At 62.7% G+C, this 11,677-nt stretch carries 12 protein-coding genes, 1 tRNA gene and 1 pseudogene; 6 read left to right on the top strand and 8 right to left on the bottom strand.

Going from position 1 to position 11,677, the window contains the following annotated elements:
- Positions 1-2 precede the first annotated feature (2 nt).
- The 4 genes from V7E26_RS09235 to megL all read right to left on the bottom strand — a co-directional run bounded on the left by V7E26_RS09235 (position 3) and on the right by megL (position 4,045).
- Positions 3-1,148, bottom strand: coding sequence for a flavin monoamine oxidase family protein (locus tag V7E26_RS09235; RefSeq protein ID WP_324415168.1), 1,146 nt, complete (start codon positions 1,146-1,148; stop codon positions 3-5).
- Positions 1,149-1,261: 113 nt separating this feature from the next.
- Positions 1,262-2,008 (bottom strand): CoA-transferase, encoded by a 747-nt coding sequence (locus V7E26_RS09240; protein WP_324415143.1) that lies wholly within the window; start codon positions 2,006-2,008, stop codon positions 1,262-1,264.
- Positions 2,005-2,811 (bottom strand): CoA transferase subunit A, encoded by an 807-nt coding sequence (locus tag V7E26_RS09245; RefSeq protein ID WP_324415144.1) that lies wholly within the window; start codon positions 2,809-2,811, stop codon positions 2,005-2,007. The genes V7E26_RS09240 and V7E26_RS09245 overlap by 4 nt, the downstream gene beginning before the upstream one ends.
- A gap of 43 nt (positions 2,812-2,854) precedes the next feature.
- Positions 2,855-4,045 carry a methionine gamma-lyase gene (megL, locus tag V7E26_RS09250; RefSeq protein ID WP_324415169.1) on the bottom strand — a complete coding sequence of 397 codons (1,191 nt, stop codon included), beginning with the start codon at positions 4,043-4,045 and terminating at the stop codon, positions 2,855-2,857.
- 94 nt (positions 4,046-4,139) lie between these two features.
- Between megL and V7E26_RS09255 the strand changes: the two genes are divergently transcribed.
- Positions 4,140-4,661 (top strand): Lrp/AsnC family transcriptional regulator, encoded by a 522-nt coding sequence (locus V7E26_RS09255; RefSeq protein ID WP_324415170.1) that lies wholly within the window; start codon positions 4,140-4,142, stop codon positions 4,659-4,661.
- A gap of 129 nt (positions 4,662-4,790) precedes the next feature.
- On the opposite strand, the pseudogene V7E26_RS09260 reads toward V7E26_RS09255, so the two are convergent.
- Positions 4,791-5,627 (bottom strand): annotated as a pseudogene (locus V7E26_RS09260) (DUF6538 domain-containing protein); the annotation flags it as partial.
- A gap of 97 nt (positions 5,628-5,724) precedes the next feature.
- Positions 5,725-5,814: transfer RNA gene (locus V7E26_RS09265), tRNA-Ser, on the bottom strand.
- A gap of 120 nt (positions 5,815-5,934) precedes the next feature.
- On the opposite strand from V7E26_RS09265, the gene V7E26_RS09270 reads away from it, so the two are divergent.
- Positions 5,935-6,798 (top strand): alpha/beta fold hydrolase, encoded by an 864-nt coding sequence (locus V7E26_RS09270; RefSeq protein ID WP_324415145.1) that lies wholly within the window; start codon positions 5,935-5,937, stop codon positions 6,796-6,798.
- 213 nt (positions 6,799-7,011) lie between these two features.
- Here V7E26_RS09270 and V7E26_RS09275 read toward each other — a convergent pair whose 3' ends face one another.
- Positions 7,012-8,112 carry an ROK family protein gene (locus tag V7E26_RS09275; protein WP_324415146.1) on the bottom strand — a complete coding sequence of 367 codons (1,101 nt, stop codon included), beginning with the start codon at positions 8,110-8,112 and terminating at the stop codon, positions 7,012-7,014.
- Positions 8,113-8,510: 398 nt separating this feature from the next.
- Here V7E26_RS09275 and rplU point away from each other — a divergent pair, with 398 nt between their 5' ends.
- The 3 genes from rplU to V7E26_RS09290 all read left to right on the top strand — a co-directional run bounded on the left by rplU (position 8,511) and on the right by V7E26_RS09290 (position 10,066).
- Positions 8,511-8,975: a 50S ribosomal protein L21 gene (gene rplU / locus V7E26_RS09280; protein WP_324415147.1), complete on the top strand. Its 465-nt coding sequence runs from the start codon at positions 8,511-8,513 to the stop codon at positions 8,973-8,975.
- Between the two features lie 93 nt (positions 8,976-9,068).
- Positions 9,069-9,338: a 50S ribosomal protein L27 gene (gene rpmA, locus V7E26_RS09285; RefSeq protein ID WP_324415148.1), complete on the top strand. Its 270-nt coding sequence runs from the start codon at positions 9,069-9,071 to the stop codon at positions 9,336-9,338.
- 125 nt (positions 9,339-9,463) lie between these two features.
- Positions 9,464-10,066, top strand: a complete 603-nt coding sequence (locus V7E26_RS09290; protein WP_324415149.1) for a GNAT family N-acetyltransferase — start codon at positions 9,464-9,466, stop codon at positions 10,064-10,066.
- 34 nt (positions 10,067-10,100) lie between these two features.
- Here the strand turns inward: V7E26_RS09290 and V7E26_RS09295 are convergent, their stop codons facing one another.
- Positions 10,101-11,015: a DMT family transporter gene (locus V7E26_RS09295; RefSeq protein ID WP_324415171.1), complete on the bottom strand. Its 915-nt coding sequence runs from the start codon at positions 11,013-11,015 to the stop codon at positions 10,101-10,103.
- A 178-nt stretch (positions 11,016-11,193) separates the two neighbouring features.
- Between V7E26_RS09295 and V7E26_RS09300 the strand changes: the two genes are divergently transcribed.
- On the top strand, positions 11,194-11,673 hold the full coding sequence (locus tag V7E26_RS09300; RefSeq protein ID WP_324415150.1) for a MaoC family dehydratase: 480 nt from the start codon (positions 11,194-11,196) through the stop codon (positions 11,671-11,673).
- Positions 11,674-11,677: the final 4 nt, after the last annotated feature.

Raw genomic sequence — 11,677 nt, forward strand, 5'->3', positions numbered from 1 at the left:
TTTCAGACGTTCGTTGCCGGGGACAGCGGATTGCGCCGTGCAAGCTTTTGTAGGCGCGCGATCACGAACGCCGCGGCGCGCTCCGCCGCGTCGACGGCGCCAGCGAGATAGCCGGGGTCCCGCGAGCTCGACTCGCTACCCGCCAGCACGATGCGGTCCCGCCACTCCTGACCGACCCAAGGGCGCCGATCGGACATCGGATGGCCGGTCGCGATCCTATCCCTACCCGTCGCCGTCAGCGGGTCGGCTGCCCAGTCCTTGAAGAGCGTCGCACGCGGCTTTGCCGCCTCCAGACCGAAGATGTCGGCGAGTTGCCGCACACAGGCGGCGACGATCGCGGATTCTCCTGCTGCAGCGCGATCTTCCGTGGAGATGCCGAGAAACCCGAACAAAGCCGCCTTCCCGCTGGCTGTCGTGGCATCGTGTATCTCGGCAAGCGGACCCACCATGCTCTGTGCCGTGCCCGACAGCCCCTGCTCTCGCCAGAACGGCCGATCATAGACCGCGAAGAACTTCGCATGGGGAGCCATCCATGTCGGCGTCGCCCGCCAGCGGCTTGCCGATGCCGGGTCGATCGCAGGCGAGAACGCGACTGTCGCTTCGAGGAGGCGCGGCGGCAGCGCGAACACGACAACGGTCGCACGGCAGGTTTGAACTGCGCCCGCGATGTCCACGAACGAAAGCTCGACGTCCTCATCATCAAGTCTTGCGCCCGTTGCACGGACACCGAGTTCGATACTCTCTTCGGGGAGCGCATCGGCGAGTGCAGACGCGATGGAAGCCGTGCCACCGGCAAGCCGCATCGACGGTGGCGCCTGTGTCAAACCGCTGTAGCGTTGCGGCGGCCCGTGCGGCATCCGCTGAAGGACGACGTCACCGTCGTCGTGCTGACCAAAGCTGGCGAGCCCGAAATCGGCGACCAGGCGGCCGAATGCCGGCTGCATCTCGGGCCAGAACCAGGAGGGACCGAGATCGAAACCGTCGCTCGAGACCTGCCCGGCTTCGTCCGCGGTTAGAACGCGACCACCGAGCCGCGACCGGGCTTCCAGCAGTCGGAAAGCGATACCTGCGCGGTGGATCCGCAACGCCGCGGTAAGGCCGGCGACGCCTCCTCCGACGATGACGACGGGATGATCGGAATTCGACACGACAGAAACTCGAAAAGTGGGCACCCGAAGAGCATGCTCGCCCGCGGGCGTTCCTTCAAACGGGATGATCTTGGCGGCCGACAAAGAAAATCTTTAGCGGACGTCCGACACCTTCAGGCCGCCTCCGGAAGGGAGGCCGCAAATTGCGGATAGGTCTCCGCGAGTTCGGTCCTGATCTGGCCTCTCATCAGCGCGAGGGTCTCAACATCCGGACCGGGAGTTTCGACCTCGCAGCGGTCATTGTCGAAGGAGAAGCCGGTCATCTCACGGATGTCGACAGCGCTGCGGCCCGGATGCACGCTCTCGAGCCGGAAGCGACTGGAATCGCGCTGAAAACTGAACAACGCGGCATTGGTCAGCAGTGCATGCGGACCGCCCCGTCGATAGACCCCCTCTTCGGTCGCTCCCGGCGCAGAGATGAAATCGACGTGGTCGACCAGCACGCGGGGACTGTGCTCTTCGCGAAAGAGGATCACGCGCGGCACCAGGAAATACAGATAAGCCGAGCCGTACGATCCAGGCCATCTGACGGGCGAGTTCGGATAGCCTCCGGCACCGACAAGGTTCACGTTGCCCTTGCCGTCGATCTGGCCACCACCGAGGAAGAACGCGCCGATGCGGCCCTGCGCCGCGCAATCGAACAGTTCTTCCGACCCGCTGGTGAAGGAGTTGTGCTTGACCGAGCCGAGGATCGAGACCTGTACCTCGCCGAGGCCCCGCTTCTTGTTCAGGGCCCGCAACAGCATCGCGCCGGCCGCAGGCATCGGCGACGACATTCCGACGGCGACGTGCTGCACTCCATCAAGAAGGCGGGAGATCGCATAGATCAGCAACTCGCGGTTTGTGCACTTGGTCGTCACGCCGCGCTCCTGGTACCGGTGATGTAGGCTTGGAATCCCTCTGGCGTGCGCGCAGCACGCGCGTAGGTTTCGACCTCTTGAGCGTCGAGTTCGTACTCGGCATAGAGACCCGTCGGCCAGGCCGCATTCCTGTATTCGGCCACGGCGGAGACGTACATCGCCGGGAGAACGCCAGCGGCGAGCTTTTCGTCGTCGAGCAGCGAAGTCTCGGAGATGCGCTCGACGGTGACGAAGGTCTTCTTGGATGCGTGCGCGAGCAGCATCACTTCGCGGCGCCGGCCAAGGCGGACGTTGCCGAAGAGATCGGCTTCTGGCGCGTGGATGAGCGTGATGTCCGGCTGGATGGCCGAGACCACGACGATCTTCTCGCTCTCGTCGAACGGATTGGTGGTGACCTTCCAGTTCGGATGGTTCTTCAGGACGTCGCTGCCGATGATGCCGCGGATGGGCATGAACGGCACGCCCTTCTCCGCCGCGCTCAGACCTGCGAACACTGCCGGACACGTCGCATCGAGCATCCGGATCTCGCCGTTCCGGATCGCGCGCCCGAAGCACGGCGCCCCGCCCGTCTCGCCCAGGCTGACGGCGCTGGTCTCGAGCACAGACACGGCGCCGGCGCCGATCAGCATGTCGACCTGCATCCCGCCGATGGGAGCACAGACGATGTGAAGGTCGCGGATTCCTCGCTCGATCAGGAGCCGGATCATCGCGGGACAGGATCCCGAACCGTCCGGAGCGAGGCCGAGCTTGACGCCCGACGGGATCATGTCGGCCATCGCCTCCGGCGACACGAATTCAGTCATGGTCCACCTCCCGTGTCAGGCCCGATCGATCGCCGGGCGCTAGTTATTTCAAGCGATCGAGCGATCCCAAAAGATCGTCCCGCAGATCGTCGTAGTCTTCGAGGCCGACCGAAATCCGGATCAGACCGTCTGTAAATCCGTGCGCGGCGCGCTCTTCCGGCGAGTAGGTCGCATGCGTCATGCTGGCCGGGTGCTGGATCAGGGTCTCCGCGTCGCCGAGGCTGACCGCCCGCGTCGCCAGCGCAACGTTGTCCATGAAGGCGCGCCCGGCACTGAGCCCGCCCTTGAGCTCCAGCGCGATCATCCCGCCCATGTTCTTCATTTGGCGCAGCGCGAGCTGGTGCTGCGGATGAGACGTCAGGCCAGGGAAGTAGACGGTCTCCACCGCGGGGTGCGCCGCAAGGGCATGTGCCAGCTTGGAGGCGTTTTCACCGTGCCGATCCATCCGAATACTCAGCGTCTTCAGCCCTCGGAGAACGAGAAATGCGTCGAAAGCGGAGATGCAGGCGCCGTTCATCTCCTTGATCCCGACGAAGCGGAACTGGTCGACCAATTCCTTCCTCGAGACGACGATGCCGGCAAGCAGGTCGCCATGTCCGCCGAGGTACTTGGTCGCCGAATGAACGACGATGTCGGCACCGAGCGCGAGCGGCTTCTGCAGATAGGGCGTGCAGAACGTGTTGTCGATGAGAAGAAGCGCGCTCTTTCTCCGGCAGATTTCGGCGAGCACGGCGATGTCGACCAGGCGCATGTTCGGGTTCGAGGGCGTCTCCGCGACGACCATCCGGCACCGTGATGTGAGTGCGTCCGATAGATTGGCAGGCTCGGTCAGGTCGACGAACTTCGTCTTGATGCCGAAGCGTGCGAGTTGATGATGGAGCAGCGAGAAAGTACAGCCATACAACGTCTTGTCAGCCACGATCTCGTCGCCGGCCTTCAGCAACGTCCAGAGTACGGAGGTCAGGGCCCCCATACCGGACGAGGTGCCCATCGCGGCCTCGCCGCCCTCCAGCGAAGCCATCCGCTTCTCCAGAACCGCGACAGTCGGGTTGCCGACACGGCCGTAGATGTAGCCATCCGCTGCGCCGGCGAACCGCTCGCTGCCCGTCTCGGAGCGCTCGAACGCGTAGGTCGACGTCAGAAATACGGGCGGGTTCAGTGCCCCATGATAGTCGAGCGGGTCGTACCCTTCGTGGATCGCCCGGGTGGAGAAGCCCAATTCGAAGTTTTTCATGCCGCCAGCATAGTCGCTGCGCGAATTCGTACTTGCCAAAGACAAGCCTGTCGGATTGAGATTTTGGCACGAAATCGTGTCAGACAGGCGCTTCATGACCGTTCCTGCCAATACAGCCAATTTCGATGCAATCGACCTGAAGATTCTCCGTGAGTTGCAGGCCGACGCCCGTCTGCCGAACAACGTGCTCGCCGAGCGGGTCGGCCTTTCCCCTTCCCCGTGCTCGAGGAGGGTCAAGCTGCTGGAAGAGACAGGCGCCATCGAGGGCTACCGTACGATCGTGAACCGTTCGGCGGTCGGGCTCGGATTGACCGTCTTCGCCGGAATTCGCGTCGGGCGTCACTCGGCCGAAGGCAAGGAGAACTTCATCAAGATGCTGCTGGCGATGCCCGAAGTGATCGCCTGCCACCTGGTCTCCGGGGATATCGACTTCCTCATCGAGGTCGTCGTACGTGACATGGCGACCTATGAAGCGACGGTGTTGAACCGACTGCTGTCGCTGCCCGAGTTGCGCGACATCCGGACGAGCTTCGCCATGCGGACGTACCGTTCGTCGGGGCCACTCCCCCTTTCGCCAGGCAACGAGCAGGCGCCCGGTCGTCGACCGGGCGCCTGAACTCGAGGTCACGCGACCTGGTAGAACCGGATCTCTGGAGCTGCCGCGAGCAGCGGCTTCAAGGCAACTACGACGTCGTCCTGGAACAGTTGGCTGATTGGCATCGAGCTTGCGGTTATCGACAGCCCATTGAAATATCGCCCGCACCGGCGCCAGCTTGCTGTCGCGGATGGTCTTGGCGGCGCGTTCCTTGGCGAGGAGTTCTTCCTTCCATTTCACTAGGTCATCTGCGGTAACCCGGCGCGCATCGTCGTGCTCGAGGAACCTAGCCAGCTCGTTCATTACCCGGCGCCAAGAATATAGTGTTTTTTCATTTGGCTTCTTTTCTAGAAGCCAGCCCGCAATCATCGCTTCGAAAGTTAGTGGCGCAGCGGATGCCCGAGTCTGTACCAGCGAAAATCCACTGACGCGTATCTCTTGCTTGCCACGCAAGTAGGCTTCGTGATTTTGAACAATCCGTTGCACCTCAATAGTGACGGCCCGAGCCAATCTCTCGCGATCGTCAGCAGGTGGGGATAAGCCTCGTGCTTGGAAATGCTGGTCAACGAGCCAATAGCAGAGGCTCTGCTGATCAGTCTGCTTCTGATAAGCCGGGGGTAGTGGTTGAGTGGCGTCCAAGTAGCGTTCGCCCTTGGGTGGACCCCAAAGGCTTGCGCCAATCTCGACATCCCATTTCAACTGCATATAGGGGTCCGCTTCAAATGTGCTCCGAAGCTGCTCACCAATCGCGAACGCGTATCGCGCCATATCGTCGGGAGACAATGAGCGCTGGCCAGCGCGCAAATTCGACCAGCGCTCTTCAAGTTCGGCCAGCTTCAACGCATGCAGCCGCTTCGCTTCGCTGGGATCCCGCGTTCCCAAACTGAAGCGCTCCTCGCGCTTCCCGACCAGGTTGCGAAGATCATCCGGAACACGTTTCCGGAACCAGTAATAGCCGCTGTCGGGATGCTTCCAGGGTCGAGTCATCGAAAGGGTCACGTGTACCACCCGTGTGTACCAATCCGGGCGGCAAAAGCCTATGACAATCAATGACCTGTTGATTTTATTGGTTTTCTTGTGCTGCTGGCGGAGAGGGAGGGATTCGAACCCCCGATAGGCTTGCACCTATGCCGCATTTCGAGTGCGGTGCATTCAACCACTCTGCCACCTCTCCAGGCGCCAAGACGGGCCGGAATCGGCCTCGTGGTCGGGGCGTGTTCTAGGCGAGGATTGCGGGACAGACAAGGCGCGGGCCACAAGATTTCCGGATGGTGGGGCGCGAAAGGAGCCGAAAATGGAGCACCTGACGATCCGGGCCAACGGAGCGGCGTTCCATGTCGCAAAAATCGGGACCGGGCGGCCGCTATTGCTGCTGCACGGCTGGCCCGAATTCTGGCTGACCTGGGAGCCGGTGATGACACGGCTCGCCGGTCGTTTCACGCTGTACGCCCCGGATCTCCGCGGCTTTGGCGACAGCGACAAGCCGGAGAGACCGTTCGGACCGGACCAGCAAGCCGCCGACATGCTGGCATTGATGGATGCGCTTGGCCTGGCGCAGGCCGGCATCGTCGGTCACGATGTCGGCGGTGCCTTGATGCAGCCGCTGGCGCGCTCAGTGCCCGGACGCATCGCCGGCCTGTTCTTCTTCGACTTCGTCTATCCCGGAATCGGCCCACGGATGGCGGAGCCGGATCGGCTCAACAACATCTGGTATCAATCCTTTCACCAGATGGAGATGGCGCCCGCCCTCGTCGGCGCTACCAGAGAAAGTTGCCGTCGCTACATCGGGCACTTCCTCACGGCATGGTCGCACCGCAAGCACGCCTTTGACGATGTGCTTGACGCCTTCACCGACAATTTCCTCAAGGAGGGAAACCTTGCCGGCGGTTTCGCGCATTATCGCGCAGCCCATGCCGGCCGGGTCAGGATGATGAAGGGCGAAGCGCCGGCGCTACCGCCGATCGACGTGCCGACCTGCGTTCGCTGGGCCGAGCACGATCCGCTGTTTCCGTTTGAATGGACCGACAGGCTCGGCGAGACCTTTTCAAATCTCGATCTCGCGATGCTTCCCGGCGTCGGGCATTTTCCGCATCGCGAGGACCCCGATCGCGCCGCGTCGGAGATTGCGACGTTCTTCACGCGCATCGGCTGGCGTTAGCGAATGTCGGAAGAAAAGGGGTGGGACCGCCAGACGCGACAAAAACTGACGGTCCCGTGCCGCTGCTTTGAAATCCTGGCCGGGGAAGTGCGGCTTCGCCGGTCAGCGGAGCGACGCAGGCGACGGTAGCAAGGCGGCGCGAAACGGCAACGCGAACCGGGTTTTAACCTAACCGATCAACCTTACTACCCGCGCAAAACGTTAATGCCCGCGCTAGTCTTTGCTCTTCCTGGATTTCTTCTCGTCCTTGCTGTTTTCCTTGCGGCGATTGGTATAGCGCGCATTGCCGAGCCCGGTGCCGATGGTCAGGACGCCCCAACGCTCGACGTCCTGCATGAAGGGAACTTCCGATAACCCCTGCACCACGCCGTCATTATGCATCAGCACGGCGGTATCGTGACCGCCGATTTCCGGTATCGCTTCCACCAGGCTCGCCGGCAGGTTGAACTTTGAGCTTTCCCAGTTGCCGGGCAGATTCTGCGCGCCCTTTTCGATCGAACCATCCGCATCGATCACGCCGGGACAGGCGATGCCGATGAACGGCGCAAGTTTCAGCCCCTCGGCTTCGGCGGTGCCGATCAAATCCTTCAGCATCTTGACCAGCCGCTTCACCGCGCCTTCGCGCGTCGGCTCATCGTCGGCGTGCCGCCACAGCTCGGATTTCCAGACCGTTGCCCTGGAAAGATCCGGCGCCTTTTTCCAGCGTGTTTCCACCACGCCGCAGCGGATGTTGGTGCCGCCGATATCGACCGCCAGGATGCTGTCATAGGCCTCGAATATCCACGACGGCGCCAGATGCAGCGTGCCGATCAGACCGGCATCATCGGGGTGAAAGCGGATCGGCACCAGGTCGACCTCGAACTCATCGGCCTTGAGGAGAATGTCAGTGCGCGCGATCGCAAGTTCGCCGACCCGGCTCTGCCGGAAGCCGCCGCCCACCACGATGCGCTCGGTATCCGCCCACGCCTTGGTCTTGAGGAACCGCCGCGTCACGTGAGCCAGTTCCTGCGCGAACTCCTCGATCGCGCTGTGCACCAGCGCCGCGGCGGCGATGTCCTCGCTAGCAAGCGCCTCGTCGAGCTCGCTCTTGGCGATCTCGCCGCTGGCCTTCTTGCCCAGGGGATCGTCGCCGTTCTTCTTCAGCGGCTTGCGCAAATCGTCCAGAATCTTGCGGAACGCCTTCCTGCTGGCGCGATCCCCGAGAAACCCATCGTCGTCCTTCAACTCGATATTGAAGCTGTCGACTTCGACCGACGGGAGCCGCGTGGCCCCGTGGCGCGCGATGCCCGTGGTCGTGATGGTGTCCTCTGCCATTGCCCTCGCCCTGCCGGATGTTGCCGGCGACAACGGGCGGGGAACCCATTGGTTTCATGGGCGGGTGAATGGTGAATGGCGAGTAGCGAATAGCGAATAGCGAATAGGGTGGCGCTCTACTCGCTATTCGGCACTCGCCATTCGCCTTTTCCGGCCCGAATCCGTCCATTTTAGTCAGTTTTTCGGCCGTTTTGCCTTGACTCGCGGCTTTCGGCGGCTATAAGTCCCGGCATCCGGCGCGGGATTTCTCGCGCCGCTTGTTTTTGCGCGAATTCTCAAGGGGTCGCTCCCCAGGGCGCGCGAAAATCGTACCCATAACGACTGACCAAAAAGCCGACCCGGGTAAGCCCTATCGGGCACATATCCGAGGCCGGGATTGAACACGAAGGAAAAAAACGATGTTCGCAGTCATCAAAACCGGCGGCCGGCAGTACCGCGTCGTTCCGGATGATGTGCTCGAGATAGGCAAGATCGCCGGCGACGTCGGCACGATCGTGCAGCTTGGCGAGGTTCTGGTGGTCGGCGGTGACACGCCGGTGCTGGGCACGCCGACCGTGGCAGGTGCTTCCGTGGCGGCCGAGGTGCTGGACCACAAGCGCGGCCCGAAGGTGATCGCGTTCAAGAAGCGTCGCCGCAAGAATTCGCGCCGCAAGCGCGGCTATCGCGACGAGATCACGGTGCTTCGCGTCACCGAGATCCTGACCGACAACAACAAGCCTTCGATCGGCCCGCGGCCGAAGAAGGAAAAGGTTGAAGTAGCAGCCGCCGACGGAGACGAGGCGCCGGCAGCCAGGAAGAAGGCGCCCGCGAAAAAGGCTCCGGCCAGGAAGGCCGCCGCGAAGAGCAAAAGCGAGAAGAAGTGATCAGGCTTCAACGAAAAGTTGAAGCGTGACAAAAAGTGAAATGATTCCGTCAAGGAATTGATCTAGACATATCTACGAAGTCGGAGACGGGCCATGGCTCACAAAAAAGCAGGCGGTTCATCGCGAAATGGTCGCGATTCAAAAGGCAAGCGCCTGGGCGTCAAGGCCTTCGGCGGCGAACGCGTGATTCCCGGCAACATTATCGTGCGTCAGCGCGGCACCACCTGGCATCCCGGCCTTAATGTCGGCATGGGCACCGACCATACTCTCTTTGCCAAGGTCGAAGGTCATGTCGAGTTCCGCGCGAAAACCAACGGCCGCACTTTCGTATCGGTAGTCCCGATGGCGGAGGCGGCCGAATAGACGGTGGACACAATCTCGAGTCCGCCGGGTCCTGTTGAACCGGCGGAGTCGAAACGGGCTCCAGGGGAGGCGGGAAACCGGCCTCCCCTTTTCATTTTGCGTTTTTCCGCAATCAGGAGCCCGACATGTTGCAGGACATCCAGATCCAGACCCCGAGCTTGCGTGGGACCAGTAGCTGCGTCCTCGAGACGGAACGGCTGACGTTGCGTCGGCCGACGCTCGCGGACGTAAAAGCGATTACGCATCTCGCCAACAATCGCCGTATCGCGGAAAACACCCGCCGCCTGCCGCATCCCTATCTGCAGGACCATGCGGTCGAGTTCGTGCGCGCGAAGGCCGCCGACAGCAGCGAGACGGTGTTCCTGATCGAGCACAATTACTCGCCGGTCGGCATGGTCGGTATCGACCGCGGCGAGCCGGATGCGCCGGAACTCGGCTACTGGCTCGGCGTCGACCATTGGGGCCAGGGTTTTGGCACCGAGGCCGCGCGCGCGGCGATCGACCTCTTCTTCGAGGAATTCGATGCCGAGCATCTCGTCTCGGGCGCCCGCGTCGCCAATCCGGCATCGCGGAACATTCTGGAGAAATGCGGCTTCCAGTGGTGCGGCGTCGAGTTGCACCGCTTCGAGGCGCTGGGATCCTCGACCCCGGTCGACCGCTTCCGTCTGACGCGCAGCGTGTGGGCGTCGCTGAAGAACTGGGGAAGTTCGACCAGGAAAGAGCGGTAAACTTTCACCCTCCCCTGGAGGGAGGGTGAAAAGATCACGCCGGCGGATTGACCACCGCCTCCTCGCGCCCGAGCTTCTGCTCGCGCAGGAAAATATAGAAACCGGCGCCGATGATGATGGCGGCGCCGATCAGCGTCGAGATCGACGGCACGTCGCCGAACACGACGAAGCCGAAGATCACCGCCCAGACGATCATCGAATATTGATAGGGCACCACGACGCTGGCCGGCGCCAGTTTCAGCGACCGGTTGATACACAAGAGCGCGATCACCGACGTCACGCCCGCCACCGCGAACAGCGCCAGGCTGCCGAGCGTCGGCGTCACCCAGCCGATCGGCGACATCAGCGCGCCAAGCAGGAACGTGCCTGCGAATTGCGAGCTCGTCAGCACGATATCGGGCGTCGTGCGCAGCGAGCGTGTGATCAGCATCAGGAACGCGAAAGACAGGCTGCCGCCAAGCGCGATCATCGCCGGCCAGCTCACGGTCTGCGTCGACGGGCGCAGTGCGATCAGCACGCCGCAGAAGCCGATCAGGATCGCGGTCCAGCGCCGCCAGCCGACGCGCTCGCCGAGCACGATGCCGGAAAGCGCGGTGACGAAGATCGGCGACGCCAGGTAATAGGTGATGACGTCGGCGAGCGGCAGATAGACGGTGGCGAGGAAGAAGGCCGCGACCTCCAGCGTCGAGAGCGTCACGCGAAGCAGCTGCAGCCATGGCCGTTCGAGGCGCCTGAACTCGGCGCGCTGCTGCCAGATCACCGGCAACAGAACCAGCAGCGCCACACAGGCGCGCAGCCACAACAGTTGCCCGACCGAGTAGGTCGCGACCATGAATTTTCCGAGCGCGTCGCCGAACGAGAACATGAAGATCGACAGCAGCATCAGGCCGATGCCGGCGAGCCGCGCGGAACGCTCGTCATAGCTGGAGAGCTTGCCGAACAGGCTCATGAGGATGCATACCTTCGCCGTCATGGCCGGACCTGTTCCGGCCACCCACGTCCTTTGGGTCGTTGTTTTAAGGACGTGGATGGCCGGGACAAGCCCGGGCAAGGCGAATTGAACGAATTGCCGCAGCCGCAGCGCCGCGATACCGGTATTCTTCACAGGAAACCGCGGGAAACCCGACATGGCCGACTTCGACCCGACGAAACACCGCATGGTGGACGAACAGCGCTGGTTCGAGGACTTCGTGCTCGGCGAGCGCTTTGTGATCCCGAGCCGGACCCAGACCTCCGCGGTGTTCGCCGCGTTCCAGACCGCGAGCGGCGACACCCATCCGATCCACTACGACGTCGAATATTGCCGCGCCCGCGGCATGCCGCATCTGCTCGCGCACGGCTTTCAGACGCTGGTGCACACCGCGCCCGGCGCCGGACTGTTTCCCTTCGTCACGGAGGAGTCGCTGGTCGGCTTCCTCGAACAGTCCAGCAAATTCCTCAAGCCCGTCTATGCCGACGACACGATCTATCCGGCGCTCGAGGTGATCGAACTGACACCCGGCCGCACCACCGGCGTGGTGACGCTGCGCTCGACCGTCTACAACCAGCGCCGCGAGCTGGTGCTGGAGGGGATGCAGAAGTTCTTGATTCGGAAGCGGCCGGAATAGACGA

Origin of the sequence: Bradyrhizobium sp., from assembly GCF_036735945.1 — a bacterium.
GTDB lineage: Bacteria > Pseudomonadota > Alphaproteobacteria > Rhizobiales > Xanthobacteraceae > Bradyrhizobium.

Bases quoted from the DNA above. Each gene is read 5' to 3' on its own strand.
- V7E26_RS09245 (WP_324415144.1), bottom strand. From the start codon at position 2,811: ATGACTGAATTCGTGTCGCCGGAGGCGATGGCCGACATGATCCCGTCG.
- megL (WP_324415169.1), bottom strand. From the start codon at position 4,045: ATGAAAAACTTCGAATTGGGCTTCTCCACCCGGGCGATCCACGAAGGG.
- V7E26_RS09255 (WP_324415170.1), top strand. From the start codon at position 4,140: ATGACCGTTCCTGCCAATACAGCCAATTTCGATGCAATCGACCTGAAG.
- V7E26_RS09270 (WP_324415145.1), top strand. From the start codon at position 5,935: ATGGAGCACCTGACGATCCGGGCCAACGGAGCGGCGTTCCATGTCGCA.
- V7E26_RS09275 (WP_324415146.1), bottom strand. From the start codon at position 8,112: ATGGCAGAGGACACCATCACGACCACGGGCATCGCGCGCCACGGGGCC.
- rplU (WP_324415147.1), top strand. From the start codon at position 8,511: ATGTTCGCAGTCATCAAAACCGGCGGCCGGCAGTACCGCGTCGTTCCG.
- rpmA (WP_324415148.1), top strand. From the start codon at position 9,069: ATGGCTCACAAAAAAGCAGGCGGTTCATCGCGAAATGGTCGCGATTCA.
- V7E26_RS09290 (WP_324415149.1), top strand. From the start codon at position 9,464: ATGTTGCAGGACATCCAGATCCAGACCCCGAGCTTGCGTGGGACCAGT.
- V7E26_RS09295 (WP_324415171.1), bottom strand. From the start codon at position 11,015: ATGAGCCTGTTCGGCAAGCTCTCCAGCTATGACGAGCGTTCCGCGCGG.
- V7E26_RS09300 (WP_324415150.1), top strand. From the start codon at position 11,194: ATGGCCGACTTCGACCCGACGAAACACCGCATGGTGGACGAACAGCGC.